This is a genomic window from Pelagimonas sp., assembly GCF_050633425.1.
Lineage (GTDB): Bacteria > Pseudomonadota > Alphaproteobacteria > Rhodobacterales > Rhodobacteraceae > Pelagimonas.
The window spans coordinates 79,886-95,342 of record NZ_JBOEGM010000021.1 but is presented as its reverse complement, the minus strand read 5'-3'; the positions used below and the strand labels follow the sequence as shown (position 1 = coordinate 95,342).

Below are 15,457 nucleotides of genomic sequence, written 5' to 3'. Positions count from 1 at the left end.
TCAGTCTTTCATCGCAGTGCCGCGCAGGCGCAAGAACAGGCTTTCTTCGTCGTCATTGCGAAAGAAAGGCACAGAGGCCGGCGGTGTATCATCTTGGAGGCGTGCGGCAACCTCGGCCAGAACCACTTCGGTAATGAAGGGGAGATCGAAATGCCGGACCTGTTCGAGGGGAATCCATTGCAGATGCGCAAGTTCATCGGTGGCATGGGTGAAATCATCAAGGTCCGACGCCAAAGCCTCGGCATCCAACAGGAAAAACCGAGCATCAAAGCGCCGGGGGCGACCGGGGGGCGTTATGGCGCGAAACACAAATTGCAACCCATCGGCGGCGGGGCGATGGCCAGTGCCTGCAAAACTGAGCCAGTCATCTGGGACAGCGCCGGGCCAGGGGGCTGGCACGCCGAGGATTTGCCCGGTTTCTTCCCATAATTCGCGCACCGCGGCGGCGGCGAGCGCGCGGGCAATACCGGGCGCGGCGCTTTCGCTGAGGCGGGCCGAACAGAGTTGCGGCAGCGGGCGGGCGAGGGGGACTTTGGCATCGTCGGCGTCAACGGCCCCACCGGGAAAGACAAACTTGTTGGGCATAAAGGCCGCGCGTGCGCCCCGTTGCCCCATCAAGACCGACGGGTCGGTCCGACGATTGCGCACAACGATAATCGTGGCCGCATTTCGGATCGCAGTTTTGTCTATAATCGCAGTCATAATGTCCCCAAGCGGTGGTCACGGCCCCAGATGGTCCGGCCAAAATCAGTCAGGACGCGCAAAGCCATGCATGCGACGCGCCCATTGGAAGGCGACAATCGCGCCTTTCATCTTGGGCAGAAGGTAAAGCGAGAGGCCGACACATCCAACCGTAAATATAGTGAAAAGGATCAAAGGATCGGGGTGGAAGCTTTGAAAGAGATAGGTCAGCAGCGGCCCCATGATCAGCGCGACAAGCGCAATTGTCAGATAGATTGGGCCGTTTCTTGTGTGGTGGTGGCGCAGGTGTTCGCGACAGACCGGGCAATGATCGCGCACGCGCAAATAGCCCGCCAAAAGCGGCCCCGCCCCACATTGAGGACAGCGCGTGCGTATCCCACGTAACACCGCTTTTTGGGTGTCTCGGGGCTTGGCACCTGTTGGAGCTGTATCGGGGTTGACCATCGTTCCTGTATTTCTGCCGCGGGCAAAGGATGGGACAGGCAGGGGGCTTGGGGAAGGCCGCATTATGTCCTTGCGTCCGGATGTCGCAAAACCAGTGACCATTTGGCGGGGGAGGTCTTGATCACGCTCCTGTGATCAAAACCGAGGTCGATTTTTGCATTTTTCGCGACGGGAGTTCTGAGCTGGCCCGTGGAAGTCTACAGAAACGCCCCGAGAGAGCGGGGGGTTTTAAGAGTAGAGCGAACAGGAATGGAGACCTGATAATGAAAAATACAACAATCCTCGGCGGTGTTTTGATTTTGGCCCTTGGCGCGGGTAGCTTGGCCTCGGCTGCTGGCATGAACCCCGGCAAAGGAATGCGCGGCGGAATGGATGCCGAGCAGATGTTCGAACTTCTGGACACCGACAAAGATGGTCAGATCACCAAAGAAGAAGCGCAAAACGCTGGCAAAGCCCGGTTTGCGACTGTTGACACCGATGGTGATGGGTTCTTGTCCGCCGAAGAGTTGACGGCTGCTGCAGAGAAACGGGATGCGGAGCGTCAGAAGAAACGCGGTGAACGCATTGCGACCATGATGGAAAAGCTGGACACCGACAAAGACGGTAAGCTGAGCGCCGAAGAAATGGATGCGCGCCGTGGCATGGGTAAAAAGGGCAAAGGTCGCGGTGGTGATCGTGCCATGAAGATGTTTGATCGTGCTGATGCCAATGATGACGGTGTGCTGACCATGGAAGAGATCGAGCAGGCGCAGGCCAAAATGGGCAAGCGTATGGGACGTCATGGTAAAGGCCGCGGTCATTACTAAGACGCGCTAAACAAACCGGGCCGCTGCAGGTAAGCGGCGGTCCGGGCATTGCACCGCGTCGCCCAAAGCGGTAGCGCAATGGAATGGACCAAATGCCTTATGACGCCATGAACGAATGTGAGGACGAAGAGCTGCTGCTGGCGTTTGCCGGTGGTGATGCTGCGGCGGCGCGGGCGCTTACGGGGCGGCTTGGGCCTCGGGTGTTTGCGCATGCGATGCGAATGCTTGGGGATCGGGCCGAGGCAGAGGATGTGGCGCAGGACGCGTTGTTGAAACTGTGGCGGATCGCGCCGGGTTGGCGGGTCGGCGAGGCCAAGGTGACGACTTGGCTGTACCGAGTGACGGCGAATATGTGTATCGACCGGATTCGCAAGCGGCGCAGTGGCCCGGATTTGGATGCGGTGCCTGAATTGGCCGATGAGGCACCATCTGCTGCGCAACAAATGCAGCAAAACGCGCGGGCAGAAGCCTTGCAAAATGCGTTGAACGCGCTGCCGGACCGTCAAAGGCAGGCGGTCATTCTGCGCCATATTGAGGGGCTTTCAAACCCTGAGATCGGCGAGATTATGGACATTGGACCACGTGCTGTGGAAAGCTTGACCGCGCGCGGCAAACGCGCGCTGGAGGCGATCCTGAGCGGGCGACGGTCAGAACTGGGGTATGAAGACGATGACTGATGGCGATAAAACAAACGCCCCTGACGGGTTTGAACTGGATAGCTTTTTTGCGGCGGCCCGAGAGACGGAGCCGATGCCATCGGGTGAGTTTATGGCGCGCATTGAGGCTGATGCGCTTGCGGCGCTGCCAGGGGGGGCGACACAGGTGGTGGAAAGCTATCCAAGCCTGTGGCAGCAGCTTTTGCAGGCGGTTGGCGGAATTCCGGGGGCAACCGGATTGGCGGCGGCCTGCATGACCGGGGTTTGGATCGGCGTAGCCTCGCCGGAAAGTTTCACGGATGCTTGGTCGCAAACCGCCGACACGGGGCTGTTTGAGTTGGACCCAAGCAGCGGGTTTGACCTGACGATGATGGAAGGCTGACATGACTGAGAGCACACAAAAACAACCTGTTGGGCGTCGCCTGCGCGTGGTGCTGTTTGTGTCGCTGGCGCTCAACCTTGTGGTGGTTGGCCTGGTGGCTGGGTTGGCTTTTAAGGGCGGGCCACCGACGCGCGGCGTGTCGCGATCGGCGGATCCTGTGATGCCCTATTCGCGGGCCTTTACCGAAGATCAGCGCAAAGAGCTACGCGGTGCGCTGCGGCGTTCCTTTGCTCCAAGTGACAGGGAACGGTCAGGCGAGGGCATGGCCGAGAGCTATCGGGAAGCGGTACAGGTGTTGCGAGAAGACCCGTTTGATCGCGCGCGTTTGGAAATTGTGATCAACAGGCAGCGTGCCCTGGCGGAAAAACGCCATGGGAATGGGAATGGTATTTTGGGTCAATACCTTGATGCCATGACCCCGGCAGATCGTGCGGCCTATGCGGATCGTTTGGAAGAGGAGGTCGAACGGCTGTCCAAACGGCGCAAACGTTGGCGCAAGGACTGAGGAAAGACCTCGTTAAGATTTGGATCTGACCGTTAGGCCGATCCCCCATTTACATTCCAAAGACAAAGAGACCGGGCGCTGGATTGGCGGCCGGTTTGGTGTATTGGCGGGCAATGTCGGGCATACGCCCAGTCGGTTTTCTGGAAGTCGTTAGTCTGAAAAGGGGTCTTTAGCTTGGGCTGCGTCCAATGTGGCGAGGGTCGCCGGGCGTTGAAAAAGGGGCCTGTCCATTGGGCGCAGAGGGGCCATTGCGGCGCGGCATAGGCGTGACCCGGTCTGCCATGACCACGGTGTTGCGACCGCGATCCTTGGCGACGTATAGGGCTTTGTCCGCGCGCTCAATAAGCTCGGACGGAGTGGCATCCCCCTGACGACCCGAAGTCGAGACGCCGATGCTGAGGGTGACAGTGATGCGATCACCACCGGGCAACATGACGGGGTGTTCTGACATAATTTGACAGAGCCGTTCAGCGGTGCGCTGGGCTGCGACACGGCCGGTGTCGGGCATGGCGATCAGGAACTCTTCGCCACCCCAACGGGCGACCAGATCAGCGGCCCGCAGGTTGTCTTTGAGGCGCTGGGCAAGGGCGACCAGAACAGCATCGCCAGCAGGGTGCCCAAATTCATCATTGACCTGCTTGAAGTGGTCAAGATCGGCCACCAGAAGCGCATAGGGGCGGCCCTGACGGGCGGACCGCTCGGCCAGGCGGGCAAGGTGGGGGATGGTGTAGCGGCGGTTATAGAGGCCCGTCAAAGGGTCCGTGACGGCGGCGCGCAAACCGTCTTGCATATTGGCCCGCAGCCGATCCGCGGTTCGCTTGCGTTCAATTTGCTTTTTCAGCCGCAAGCTAAGCTCTTGAAGATCAAGGCCACCGGCCAAAAGATCATTGGCTCCCATATCAAGGGCGCTGGCGGCTTCGCGGCGCTGATGGGGCTGGGCAACATAGATGAGTGATGCATGCCGGGTGAGGGTGCTGGCGCGCATTTGTGCGAGCAATGTCAGCCCCTCGCTCTGGCCACCGGGGCCTTCGGCGATGACGATGACGTCAGGCGTGGGTTTGCGTTCGCGCAAGGCGTCGTCCGGCTTGACCAATTCAATCCGATCACGCAGTTCCGCCCCGAGATCGGCGACGATTTTTTCCGCCTCTGGCTGACGTCCGGTTGCGATCAGAGCCACATTGGCAGGGGTGGTGAATTCGGCGCTTTGCTCCGCAAGACCAAGAGCGCGGCGGGTATCATCACGCAGCTGCAATTCGGCTTCGGCGTCTCGGGCACGCAGCAGGGAACGCAAGCGTGCGAGCATGACCAGATCATCAATCGGGCGGGCCAAGACATCGTCCGCCCCAGCCGCAAGAGAGGCCAAACGCTCGCCCGGATCATCATCGTTGTGAAGCATCACAACGGGAAGGCGCACACCCTTGTCAAAGCGGCGCAACGCCGTGACCAGCGCCCGGCCCGTCATGTCGGGCAGATCAGAGGCGGTAATCACCAGATCTGGCTTGGCTTTTTTCATCATCGCGAGCGCCGCCTTGCCAGACGCCGCTTGCATCACTTCATAAAAAGCCGCCGACAGTTTGACCCGAAGAATGATTCGGTTCGTCGGCACCGCGTCGACCACTAGAATTCGGCCTGTCATATAAGATCATCCTCGCGCTTGGGCACACTTAAGCGCCTGCTTGCACTTCTTCGTTGAGTCAGATTTGATGAAGATTGGTTAAGAAACCCTTTCGGGATTTGATCATGAAGACACTTTCTCTTGAAGCGGCTGAAACAATTGGCCTGCAAGCGGTGGCCTGGTTGGCCGCAAATGATGAGCTTTTTCCGGTGTTTACCGGATCTACAGGCGCATCAGAAGCGGACTTTCGCTCAAGTTTGCAGGACCCGGTTTTTCAGGCCTCGGTATTGGATTTTTTGATGATGGACGATGCGTGGGTGATCGCTTTTTGTGACATGCAAAATATACCTTACGACAGGATCATGCAGGCCCGCGCCGTTTTGCCCGGCGGTGGACAGGTGCATTGGACATGAAATTGCGCGCGGATGCGGTGCTGTTCGACAAAGATGGCACGTTGTTTGATTTTGGGGCCACATGGGATGTCTGGGGCGGCGAGGCGATTGCGGAATTGTCTGGCGGCGACCCCGGTTTGCAAGAGGCGATGGCGATCTCGGCAGGCTATGATTTGACCGACAAAAAGTTTCGCCCTGATAGCCCTATCATTGCGGGGACAAACCGCGAGGCGGCGGAGTGTTTGGCGCGGGCTTTGCCGGGTCAGTCGGTTGAAGAGGTGGAGCTGTATTTGATGCGGGCTGCGGCGCAGGCTCCGCTCTCTGAGGCGGTGCCTTTGGTGCCGTTTCTGGCACAGCTGGCCGCTCTGGAAATGGCGTTGGGCGTCATGACGAATGACACAGAGTTTGCAGCGCGGTCGCATCTGCGGACCGCCGGAGTTGAGGGCATGTTTGACTTTGTCGCAGGCTTTGACAGCGGGTATGGGGCCAAGCCTGACCCGGACCCGTTGCTGGCGTTTTCGGTGGCGACAAATATCGCGCCGGATCGGGTCATAATGGTGGGCGACAGCCGCCACGATTTGATCGCGGGGCGCGCCGCTGGCATGCAGACGGTGGGCGTGTTGACCGGCCCTGCAACTGAGGCAGATTTGGCCCCCTTGGCGGATATTGTCATGCCCGATATTGGCGGTTTGCTGGGCTGGGTTACCTTGGACTGAGGTGATGTGAACGGCAAACGCGACCAAAAGTGTCGCAAACGGGCAGGCGATAGGCGGTTTCGCCCTGTGTCATGGAGGGCAAAGCAAGGGAGCCTGCCATGTCTGATGCTGAACCTGCCCAAAATGAGCCGACATCGTCGGGGCGTCGCCGCGGCGGTGGGCGCGCCGGGAACGCTGCGCGTCGCGGAATGAAAGCCATTGAGCAAAAGCCCTGGCGGCCGATGGTCAATCGCGACCGCCCGACGGAGCCGTTGACGCCCGAAGGCGTGGAACGGGTTCACAACGCCACGATGCAGATTCTTGAGGACATCGGGATTGAGTTCCTCAATCCTGAGGCGGTGAAAATCCTTAAACGGGCAGGTTGTGACGTGCGCGGTGAGAACGTTCGGATGAGCCGCGAGCTGGTGATGGAGTTGATCGGCAAAGCTCCGAGCCGCTTTACCGTGACCCCGCGCAATCCAGAGCGGCAAGTGTCGCTTGGGACCGGGCATATCCTGTTTGGGAATGTGTCCTCACCGCCCAATTACTGGGACCTTGAGATCGGACGCAAGGTGCCCGGCACCCGCGCACATTTCCGCAATCTGCTGAAGCTGACACAGTATTTTAACGTTATGCATTTTTGCGGCGGCTATCCGGTTGAGCCGATCGACCTGCATCCGCGGGTGCGCCATTTGGATGCGATGTATGACAAGCTGACCCTGAGCGACAAAGTTATGCATGTATATTCGTTGGGTCAGGAGCGGGTTGAAGATGGGATGGAGATGGTGCGGATCGCTGCGGGTCTGAGCCATGAGGAATTTGACGCGACACCGCGGATGTATACCAACATCAATTCGACATCGCCGCTGAAACACGACCATCCGATGCTGGATGGTTGGATGCGGATGGCGCGCCGAGGGCAGGCCTTGGTGGTGACACCGTTCACATTGGCCGGGGCGATGGCACCGGTGACCATGTCGGGCGCGGTGGTTCAATCGCTGGCAGAAGCCTTGGCGGCGGTGGTCTTGGCGCAGGCCATCAACCCCGGTGTGCCCTGTATGATCGGCACTTTCACGTCAAATGTGGATATGAAAACCGGGGCCCCGGCCTTTGGGACGCCGGAATATATGCGCGCCACGCAGATCACCGGGCAGATGGCCCGTTTTTACGGAATGCCCATGCGATCCAGCGGTGTATGTGCCGCCAATGTTCCCGATGGGCAGGCGATGTGGGAGACCGAGCACAGCCTGTGGGCAGCGGTGCAAAGCGGTACGGATATGGTGTATCATGCCGCCGGATGGCTTGAGGGCGGGCTGATTGCCTCGCCCGAGAAATTCGTCATGGATTGTGAGGTTTTGAGCCAAATTCAGCGCTACATGGAGCCAGAGGTCTGGGATGTTTCAGACGATGCTTTGGCAGTTGAGACGATCCGAGAGGTCGGGCCAAACGGGCATTTCTTTGGGGTGCAGCATACGCAAGATCGCTATGAAACCGCCTTTCACCAGCCGTTTTTGTCGGATTGGAAGAACTTTGAGGCCTGGGAGGCGGCCGGTGCGGTTTGGACCCCGGAACGTGCACATGGCATTTACAAAAGGATTTTGGCGGAATTTGAGGCACCGGCGTTAGACCCGGCCATTCACGAAGAGCTATCGGCCTTTGTGGCGCGACGCAAAGAAGAGGGCGGCGCGCCGACGGATTTCTAGGGGCGACAGTGCCGCAGGAGCTTGGCTTGCCTTTGACATAGGGCTGCGCGATGCTGCTGTGGAAAGAAGGTGTTCGCCATGTTTTCTTCCTCAATGTTGCGGCTATTTCTGCCTCTTTTGGCCTTTGGAGGCTGGACCGGCTTTGGAGCCTGGTTTTTGAGCGAGGCCGTTTCAAGCGAGGTTTTGGATCAGCGCGGCCTGCTTTTTGTGGGCAGCGGCGGGGCGGCGCTTAGTGCCATGGTCTTGTCTCTTTATGGGGGGCGAGGCGGGGGCAAAGCCTGTTTGATGGCGGTGCCTATAGCATTGGGTCTTGGCGCTGCGATTTGGTGGGCCGCGGGGCGACATGAAACGGTCGATGGGTTTTTGAGCCTGCTCTATCCTCAGTTTTGCTTTGGTCTGACCCTTCTGATCGCGACCCCGTTTTTAGCGGCAACAGGCGAGGCGGGGCTGACCCGCTATGCCGTGTTGTTCCAGAACAGTTGGCAGATTGTCGTCCGCCATGTTGTGGCGCTGTTCTTTACTGTGATGTTCTGGGCGGTGATGGCCCTATCGGATGCGGTTTTGCGCCTTGTTGGGATTGAGTTGATCATCGCGATTGGCGAATACTCTGTGCTGGCTTGGGTGATGACTGGTGCGGTTTACGGCATCGCTATGGGCGTCGCGCGCAGCTTGTCGGATGATTTGTCACCGACATTGGCGGTGCAGCTGTTGCGGTTTTTTCTGCCCTTTGTGTTGGGAGTGTCGCTTGTCTTTGTGGTGGCGGTGCCTCTTCGCGGATGGGGCGAGGTTTTGCACGGTCTGTCTGGGGCGATGACCCTAATCAGCTTTTGTTTGGCGGGGCTTTTGATGATCAGCGCCGGGATTGATGCCGGTCCAGACAGCGAAACCCAATCCCCCTTTTTGCGGATCTGCGTGGCCTTGATGGCGCTGGCGTTGCCTGTTTTGGCGGGCTTGGCAACCTGGGCCATTTGGTTGCGGGTTGCGCAATATGGCTGGACCCCGGCGCGCCTGATGGCGGTGACAGCGGCGGCGGTTTTGTTGATTTATGGGATCGCCTATGCGCTGTCGGTGCTGTTGCGGGGCGATTGGATGGCCCGTATCCGCGAGGTGAATTCCGGGCTGGCAGTCGCATGTCTGGCTGTGGCGTTAATCTGGTTGACGCCCCTTGTGGTCCCGGAACGCATTTCCGCCCTGTCACAAACGATGCGGGCGGTCCAAGGGGCGAGCGCCGTGAAACTGCCACTACGGGAGATGGGGCAGGATTGGGGGAACCCCGGAGAAGAGGCGCTTGAGCGACTGTCGCTGTTGCGCCCAGATTTGGCCTATGCCGTCGATGAGATCATGGAGAGGCCGGTTTCGCTTCAGATGCAGGAAGCAGAGATTCGCAAGGAATTGGCCGCTATTTTACCAGTCTACCCAGAGCAGGTCTTGGCCGACACCGCGTTTGCGGCATTGTCTTTGGCAGATGTCCGGGATTGGCTGCGGGCCTGTCGTCGCCCGGTCACTGGTGGACCGGGATGCGCGTTGATCTTGGGTGACTTACTGCCAGATCAATCTTCGCCGTCGGGCTTGGTTTTGCTAAATGACACCCCGTATTTATCGGTTCGCGCCATTTCGCTGCGAGGCGGCCAGGTGCGGCTGGAAAACAAGAATGTCGGGGCTTTGAGTGCGCGCGGTGCCGGGACGCTACAGCAAGAGGATCTGATTGCGGTTCACAACGGCGAGGGGGCTTTTACGTCAACGCAAGTGCCAAGCCTAACCATAAACGGCCGCATCTTATTTGTGCACAATTGAAGATGTTACCTTCAAATTAAGGGTCATTCCCCCATCTTTCCCCAAAGGCAAGAAGGCGGAGATATCATGCACGGACTGATTTTGAAGACCCTTCAGGTTTTCGTGCAGGACACCTATGGTCCAGAACCCTGGCGGAATATTGCGGCGCATGCCTCCCTTGAGGGGACGGATTTTGAAGCGATGCTGAATTATGACGAGGACATCTTTACCGATGTGGTGAACTCGGCCAGCGCTGTTTTAGGCAAACCCAGCGACGCGTTTTTGGAAGATATTGGGACTTACTTGGTGTCGCACCCAAATTGCGAAGGCTTGCGCCGACTGTTGCGATTTGGCGGGGTCGATTTCATCGAATTCTTGCATTCCCTTGATGATTTACCCGATCGGGCCCGGCTGGCTGTTGCCGATCTGGATTTGCCCGATCTTGAGCTCCGTGATCACACCATAAATCAGTTTCAGTTGAAAATTGACGGCCATTTGCCCGGATTTGTGCATGTGATGGCGGGGCTGTTGCGGGCTATGGCGGATGATTACGGGGCTTTGGCATTGATGGACCATAATGGAGACGGTGGAGCCGGGTTGCAGATGATTGAGATTACCGTTGTCGAAACCGCCTATGCCGAAGGACGCGATTTTGAACTGGCCATAGCGCCCCAAGCGGAAGAGGCATCATGACCCAATTTCCGATTGAAATGCTGCATCGTTTTAGCCCCATGCATGCGGTTTTGGATTCTACCGGCCATATTATTCAGGCTGGCCCAACCTTGCATAAGGTCGGGGGGACAAGTCTTGACGGTAAACGGTTTCTGGAAATTTTTGAGATTTACCGGCCACGTTCGGTTTTGAGCATGAGTGATTTGCTTAAAACTGAGGGGCGCAAATTGCATTTGCGATTGCGTAGCGGTGTACGGACCCCATTGAAAGGCGTGCTAAGCTCGGATGGGCGGGGAGGCGCTGTGATCAATATGTCTTTTGGCATCGCGGTGATCGACGCCGTGCGTGATTATGCGCTCACGAGCACGGATTTTGCCCCGACGGATTTGGCGGTTGAAATGCTCTATCTCGTTGAAGCGAAATCGGCGGCAATGGATGCGTCGCGAAACCTGAACACACGGCTACAAGGGGCGATGGTGGCCGCTGAAAAACGCGCCTTTACGGATACATTGACGGGCCTGCATAACCGGCGGGCGGTCGATCAGGTGTTGGACCGGATTTGTCGAAGCGGCCAACCTTTTTCGCTCATGCATATTGATCTCGATTTCTTTAAGCAGGTGAATGACACAATGGGCCATGCGGCAGGCGATCAAGTTTTGCGGTGCTGCGCACGCGCGATGGCAGACACGTCCCGTAAGGATGATACTGCTGCCCGAGTCGGTGGCGATGAATTTGTCATTATTTATAGTACCTTGACCAACCGAGCCAGGTTGTCAGACCTCGCGGGGCATTTGATTTCCCGGATTGAACAGCCGATTCCCTTCGAAGATCAGGTCTGCAACGTTTCGGCCAGTATTGGGATTTATTGCAGTGATGGCAGCGAGCAAGACCCCGCACGGATAATGGAACAAGCCGACATCGCGTTGTATGCTGCCAAGCGTGGCGGGCGGGCGCAGTTCCGATTTTTTGAGGATCAGGAAGCGGTGAATACCTCTGCTGACCCCAGTGCCATCGCCGGTGAATAATTTTTGCATTTTTTTTCGAAAGAGGGGCTTGCACCCACGGATTTCACACCGTAAATACGCCTGACAGTTGGGGTGTAGCCAAGTGGTAAGGCAACGCTTTTTGGTAGCGTGCACCGTAGGTTCGAATCCTACCACCCCAGCCATTTTCTCATAACTCACTGATATTGTTCGGCCAAAGATGTGCCCGCTGGGCGTTTGCCCCTGCTGAATCGCATGTGTGCATCACGCCCGGTTACGGACTGAATTTGCGACGCCTTCGAATCTGATGGACCGTCGCCGTGGCCGGGCTGAAACAGGTAAATCGCTGCGTGGCCAATTACCTTCGGTGCCATCCGCGCTGACTATCTGCAGGTAAGACTGTGTACGTCAGCGGTTTACACAGCCAAGATTCTCGCCAAGCTTGTCAGTTCCGGTGGCGAAGCATCCATAGTCGATATGGAACGCAAGCGGATCGCTATTTTGGGCCAGATGCCCCGTCGGGGGAGGAGTGGCGCAAAGCTGTACCGATGGTTGCGTTGCGAAGGCAGGCTGCGGCGGTTCTGAAGAGTGCACGCGACGCTCGGCTCGCGTTTTCAGAAGACAATGTTACCGCGATTTCAGCACACCCAACACGGGCCGGATGTGGTCAAGACAGGCTGCGTTACAAAACAGGTTGCGTGATTATCATGGGGTCACTTTTCTGGCGGCCAATTGGGGCGAGCTTGGCTAGGGTGCGCCGGAAAGAAATTCTTGGAATTGAGGTGCAGGACGTGATGTTTGGTCACGATGTCCCGTTTATTCACTTTGGTAAAAACAAGAACCGGCGGCTCAGAAATGCGGCTTCTGAACGGCGTGTTCCCATTCATAACAAACTATTGGAATTGGGGTTCAAAACGATGTCTCTGACCTTTTGAGCCGCGGAACGATAGGCCTGTTTTATGACGCAAAACCCGGAAATGAACCCAAAAGCCTAGACGATGTGGTCTACAAAAACGGCATTCCTTGCTGGATCAGCAGCTGGGTGATCACGTAGAACAGTGGACGGTCCATCGTTTTAGCATCGGTTCATCCCGTTACCTTTGCGGCGAAATTCATCAATTTCTTCCAGCGTAACCTCGGGACAGCGAAAAAGGATCGCTTTTGTATCCGCTTAGGAAACGCATTGCTTGCCTCAAATGGGCGTTTGGCACCGTGTTGCTAAACATTGGAAAATGCTCACAATGCGTTAGCAGTCCTTTTGGCTCGACCAGGAAAACGTTATGTTCGGCTTTCTCAAGATGTTTGGCACCGATCCTGCCCAAGCGCGAAGGGACGAGGCTGTAACACGGCTTGATACTGCGGCCGAAAACTTTCGCAGAGCGGCCGAAGCTTGTGCTGCCCCGCAATCCCAAGTGTTTTGGCATCTGGCGGGAGCCACGTCGGAATTGCGCAATCGGATCGCCGCTGCACCGGGTCAAATTGCTCCGCTGCGCAAGTTGATTTTCCACTTTATTCCGCAAATGTCCGAGATCTGCCTGCGGTGGGCACGGCTTGCGACGGCCAATCCTCTTGCTGACCCCGATCCCAAAGCGCTTGAGGAGTTTGGGGCTTATCTTGCCTTGATACGAGATGCCGAGCAGAGTTGTCTGACCAAACGGTACGATGCCTTGCATATGTCGATGCAGGTCATGGAAGGTCAGATGAAGCGCCATATCTCGTGACACACACAGCTGATTTTGCCCAAATGCGGTTTGCGCACCCATGGCGCATCTACCAAGCGCAACTTTTGGGGGAAATGCAGAGCCATCTGTCCGACAAAAAACTGCACTTTGTAGCGGCTCCCGGTGCAGGGAAGACCGTTTTGGGGCTCGAAATAATCCGGCGGCTGGAACTTAGAACGCTGATCCTCGCACCTAGCGTCCTTGTAAGGGACCAGTGGATTTCGCGCCTTGTGGCGGATTTTTTGAATGGAGAGAGGCCTGATTGGGTGAGCACCGATATTCACTGTGACGCCCCTATAAGAGTCAGCACTTATCAAAACGTCCATACCAATCGCACGAAGGATATTCCGGGCTTTGATCTGCTCTGCCTTGATGAAGCGCATCATCTTCGCCGTTCCTGGTGGAAAACGTTGATGCGGTTGGCTGACGACAACAGCGCCACGACATTGTCACTCACCGCAACACCGCCTTACGATGTCGATCCATCCGAGTGGCGCAATTACACCGCGCTTTGTGGGCCGGTGGATGCGGAGATTTCGGTGCCGGAATTGGTCCGCAGCGGTGATTTGTGTCCGCATCAAGATTTGGTTTTTCTCGCTCCTTCTGCCGATGCAAATGCCTATCGAAACAACCTTGAAAGCGAGCAGGCGCTGTTTGAAGCGCTGGCCAGGGATGAGGACTTGCTGGCGCTTGTTCGAGACGACCCTTGGATTGCCGAAACCGAATTGCATGCGAATATCATCTTGGAGAACCCTGAGCGGTTCAGTGCCATGATTGTCTTTCTGCGCCACAATGACATGCCTGTGCCGACCTACGCGCGACGGGTTTTGCAGGTTAATGATACCGATTGGCCGGAGCTTGATTGGCCATGGTTGGAAAGCCTGTTTCGTGAATTTCCGCAGATCGGGTTGCCGGAGACGCTTGTGTCTCGGCTGAAATCTGTCGGGGCGTTGCGCCATGACAAACTGACACTGCCGCCCCCGGCCCATGCGGATCGTCTAAAACTTCTTCGCAATGATCAGGCAAAGCTGGACGCGGTACAAAAGATTTTTGCCACAGAATATTCAGTGCGGGGCGACGGGCTTCGCATGGCGATCTTGCTCGATAGAATTGGAAAGTCTGGCCTGCGCCCGTCCGATACTGGGCCTGAATTCAATGCGTTGGGTGTGTTTCGGCATTTGCTTGATGTGGTTGGCCCGTCGACAATGGCCATCTTAACGGGGCAATTGGCGGTGCTCCCCGATGCCATGGCCCAAGGGCTTGCGGGGCGGTCTTTGCCAGGAGCGCCGGGCTATACCCATATAGACGGCGCGGATTTAGGCGAGGCGGTCAACCGCGTAAATCGGGGTTTTGCATCTGGCGAAGTGGTGTTGGTTGTCGGCACACACGCGTATTTGGGGCAAGGTTGGGATGCGCCCGCGCTGAATGCTCTGGTGTTGGGGACACGGCTCAAAAGCTTTGTGGCGGTCAATCAATTGCGCGGTCGTGCGCTCAGAAGTTTTGCTCAGCGTCCCGACAAAGTCGCACATATATGGCATATGGCCGTGGTTCCGCAGGAGGTCGTCGAGGGGGAAGATATTGCTCTGTTGAAACGGCGGTTTGACTGTTTTGTGCGTCTTGATCGGGCGCGAGAGACCATTCATTCAGAGTTTTCAATTGCTGAGACGGTATCTTCTCAGAATCGGCTCGCCATTGAACGGGCGGGGAGCGGAGCCCATCTGATCGACGAATGGCAAAACGCGCTTTTGGGGCGTGGGGATTTTGAGGCAAAGCTAACCACCCGCACGATGTTGCCAGGAAGTCAGAAACGGCTGCTACTGCCTGAACCTGCGTTGTCATTTTGGGGCCGTCTGGGTTTGGAATTTGGGCGTGCGCCGTCTTTGGGGCAGAGTTATAAGGTGCTGGATCGCGTTGCTGGTATGATGATCGCCAGCTTGTCCGAACTCGGTGACCTTCCGCCGTTACATGCGCAATTGAAACCGATCATCACTTGGGACGGAAACAATTGGCAGGTCGGCATTACAAGCGCATGTAAGCTGGAGGAAGAAATTTTTCACGAGGCTATTCAACAGGTCTTCAATCCGGTTCACCGGCCGCGGTATGTGATTTCCCTTGAAGCGGGGCTTTGGCAGACACGATATCAATATTTTGCAGTGCCAGACAGGTTCGGCTCACATAAAGATCGGGCACATCTATTTTGGCGTAACTGGCAGGGCTATGTCGGGCGGGGCAGATTGGTCTTTACCCGCAGCGTCGAGGGCCGCGCAATCTTGCAAGCTGCTCGGATGAGCAGTGCAATGCGAAGCGCAACAAGCCGGACCATGTGGCAGTAATCGGGTGTGTGACGGCTACCTCTGGGGCATCTTAATCAGCGCGGTTTGAAAGTTGCCAAACAACGCCTCCTCACT

Annotated in this window: 15 protein-coding genes, 1 tRNA gene and 1 pseudogene; 14 read left to right on the top strand and 3 right to left on the bottom strand. The window is 57.2% G+C overall.

Features of this window, described 5'->3' with window-relative positions; translation table 11 throughout:
* Both ACRBB0_RS18295 and ACRBB0_RS18290 read right to left on the bottom strand, forming a co-directional pair.
* A complete protein-coding gene (locus ACRBB0_RS18295) occupies positions 1 to 702 on the bottom strand; it encodes an NUDIX hydrolase (RefSeq protein ID WP_431375898.1) in 702 nt (233 codons plus the stop codon).
* A 45-nt stretch (positions 703 to 747) separates the two neighbouring features.
* Complete coding sequence (locus tag ACRBB0_RS18290) at positions 748 to 1,038, bottom strand: DUF983 domain-containing protein (protein WP_431375897.1); 291 nt, start codon at positions 1,036 to 1,038, stop codon at positions 748 to 750.
* Positions 1,039 to 1,409: 371 nt separating this feature from the next.
* Between ACRBB0_RS18290 and ACRBB0_RS18285 the strand changes: the two genes are divergently transcribed.
* From ACRBB0_RS18285 to ACRBB0_RS18270, 4 genes are all read left to right on the top strand, one after another.
* Positions 1,410 to 1,952: an EF-hand domain-containing protein gene (locus tag ACRBB0_RS18285; RefSeq protein WP_431375896.1), complete on the top strand. Its 543-nt coding sequence runs from the start codon at positions 1,410 to 1,412 to the stop codon at positions 1,950 to 1,952.
* Between the two features lie 92 nt (positions 1,953 to 2,044).
* Complete coding sequence (locus tag ACRBB0_RS18280) at positions 2,045 to 2,629, top strand: RNA polymerase sigma factor (RefSeq protein WP_431375895.1); 585 nt, start codon at positions 2,045 to 2,047, stop codon at positions 2,627 to 2,629.
* A complete protein-coding gene (locus ACRBB0_RS18275; RefSeq protein ID WP_431375894.1) occupies positions 2,613 to 2,990 on the top strand; it encodes a hypothetical protein in 378 nt (125 codons plus the stop codon). The genes ACRBB0_RS18280 and ACRBB0_RS18275 overlap by 17 nt, the downstream gene beginning before the upstream one ends.
* A 1-nt stretch (position 2,991) precedes the next feature.
* Positions 2,992 to 3,495 (top strand): periplasmic heavy metal sensor, encoded by a 504-nt coding sequence (locus ACRBB0_RS18270; RefSeq protein ID WP_431375893.1) that lies wholly within the window; start codon positions 2,992 to 2,994, stop codon positions 3,493 to 3,495.
* Between the two features lie 169 nt (positions 3,496 to 3,664).
* On the opposite strand, the gene ACRBB0_RS18265 is transcribed toward ACRBB0_RS18270, so the two are convergent.
* Positions 3,665 to 5,131: a diguanylate cyclase gene (locus ACRBB0_RS18265; RefSeq protein ID WP_431375892.1), complete on the bottom strand. Its 1,467-nt coding sequence runs from the start codon at positions 5,129 to 5,131 to the stop codon at positions 3,665 to 3,667.
* A gap of 104 nt (positions 5,132 to 5,235) precedes the next feature.
* Between ACRBB0_RS18265 and ACRBB0_RS18260 the strand changes: the two genes are divergently transcribed.
* The 10 genes and pseudogenes from ACRBB0_RS18260 to ACRBB0_RS18215 all read left to right on the top strand — a co-directional run bounded on the left by ACRBB0_RS18260 (position 5,236) and on the right by ACRBB0_RS18215 (position 15,382).
* On the top strand, positions 5,236 to 5,523 hold the full coding sequence (locus ACRBB0_RS18260; protein WP_431375891.1) for a DUF3572 domain-containing protein: 288 nt from the start codon (positions 5,236 to 5,238) through the stop codon (positions 5,521 to 5,523).
* On the top strand, positions 5,520 to 6,218 hold the full coding sequence (locus ACRBB0_RS18255) for an HAD family hydrolase (protein ID WP_431375890.1): 699 nt from the start codon (positions 5,520 to 5,522) through the stop codon (positions 6,216 to 6,218). Before ACRBB0_RS18260 ends, ACRBB0_RS18255 begins: the two co-directional genes overlap by 4 nt.
* Positions 6,219 to 6,316: 98 nt before the next feature.
* Positions 6,317 to 7,900: a trimethylamine methyltransferase family protein gene (locus ACRBB0_RS18250; RefSeq protein ID WP_431375889.1), complete on the top strand. Its 1,584-nt coding sequence runs from the start codon at positions 6,317 to 6,319 to the stop codon at positions 7,898 to 7,900.
* Between the two features lie 78 nt (positions 7,901 to 7,978).
* Entirely contained in the window at positions 7,979 to 9,694 is a 1,716-nt protein-coding gene (locus ACRBB0_RS18245; RefSeq protein WP_431375888.1) for a hypothetical protein, read from the top strand.
* Between the two features lie 66 nt (positions 9,695 to 9,760).
* Complete coding sequence (locus tag ACRBB0_RS18240) at positions 9,761 to 10,366, top strand: heme NO-binding domain-containing protein (RefSeq protein WP_431375887.1); 606 nt, start codon at positions 9,761 to 9,763, stop codon at positions 10,364 to 10,366.
* Entirely contained in the window at positions 10,363 to 11,370 is a 1,008-nt protein-coding gene (locus ACRBB0_RS18235) for a diguanylate cyclase domain-containing protein (RefSeq protein ID WP_431375886.1), read from the top strand. Before ACRBB0_RS18240 ends, ACRBB0_RS18235 begins: the two co-directional genes overlap by 4 nt.
* A 68-nt stretch (positions 11,371 to 11,438) precedes the next feature.
* Positions 11,439 to 11,513, top strand: a tRNA-Gln gene (locus ACRBB0_RS18230).
* 1,095 nt (positions 11,514 to 12,608) lie between these two features.
* On the top strand, positions 12,609 to 13,049 hold the full coding sequence (locus ACRBB0_RS18225; protein WP_431375885.1) for a hypothetical protein: 441 nt from the start codon (positions 12,609 to 12,611) through the stop codon (positions 13,047 to 13,049).
* Positions 13,050 to 13,072: 23 nt separating this feature from the next.
* Positions 13,073 to 13,459: pseudogene (locus tag ACRBB0_RS18220) on the top strand (DEAD/DEAH box helicase family protein); the annotation flags it as partial.
* Positions 13,460 to 13,462: 3 nt separating this feature from the next.
* Positions 13,463 to 15,382, top strand: a complete 1,920-nt coding sequence (locus ACRBB0_RS18215) for a hypothetical protein (protein ID WP_431375953.1) — start codon at positions 13,463 to 13,465, stop codon at positions 15,380 to 15,382.
* Positions 15,383 to 15,457: the final 75 nt, after the last annotated feature.

Excerpts from the sequence above, each read along its gene's own strand:
- ACRBB0_RS18275 (WP_431375894.1), top strand. The coding sequence starts at position 2,613 with ATGAAGACGATGACTGATGGCGATAAAACAAACGCCCCTGACGGGTTT.
- ACRBB0_RS18285 (WP_431375896.1), top strand. The coding sequence starts at position 1,410 with ATGAAAAATACAACAATCCTCGGCGGTGTTTTGATTTTGGCCCTTGGC.
- ACRBB0_RS18215 (WP_431375953.1), top strand. The coding sequence starts at position 13,463 with ATGCGGTTGGCTGACGACAACAGCGCCACGACATTGTCACTCACCGCA.
- ACRBB0_RS18255 (WP_431375890.1), top strand. The coding sequence starts at position 5,520 with ATGAAATTGCGCGCGGATGCGGTGCTGTTCGACAAAGATGGCACGTTG.
- ACRBB0_RS18250 (WP_431375889.1), top strand. The coding sequence starts at position 6,317 with ATGTCTGATGCTGAACCTGCCCAAAATGAGCCGACATCGTCGGGGCGT.
- ACRBB0_RS18235 (WP_431375886.1), top strand. The coding sequence starts at position 10,363 with ATGACCCAATTTCCGATTGAAATGCTGCATCGTTTTAGCCCCATGCAT.
- ACRBB0_RS18265 (WP_431375892.1), bottom strand. The coding sequence starts at position 5,131 with ATGACAGGCCGAATTCTAGTGGTCGACGCGGTGCCGACGAACCGAATC.
- ACRBB0_RS18245 (WP_431375888.1), top strand. The coding sequence starts at position 7,979 with ATGTTTTCTTCCTCAATGTTGCGGCTATTTCTGCCTCTTTTGGCCTTT.
- ACRBB0_RS18280 (WP_431375895.1), top strand. The coding sequence starts at position 2,045 with ATGCCTTATGACGCCATGAACGAATGTGAGGACGAAGAGCTGCTGCTG.
- ACRBB0_RS18260 (WP_431375891.1), top strand. The coding sequence starts at position 5,236 with ATGAAGACACTTTCTCTTGAAGCGGCTGAAACAATTGGCCTGCAAGCG.
- ACRBB0_RS18270 (WP_431375893.1), top strand. The coding sequence starts at position 2,992 with ATGACTGAGAGCACACAAAAACAACCTGTTGGGCGTCGCCTGCGCGTG.
- ACRBB0_RS18295 (WP_431375898.1), bottom strand. The coding sequence starts at position 702 with ATGACTGCGATTATAGACAAAACTGCGATCCGAAATGCGGCCACGATT.
- ACRBB0_RS18240 (WP_431375887.1), top strand. The coding sequence starts at position 9,761 with ATGCACGGACTGATTTTGAAGACCCTTCAGGTTTTCGTGCAGGACACC.
- ACRBB0_RS18225 (WP_431375885.1), top strand. The coding sequence starts at position 12,609 with ATGTTCGGCTTTCTCAAGATGTTTGGCACCGATCCTGCCCAAGCGCGA.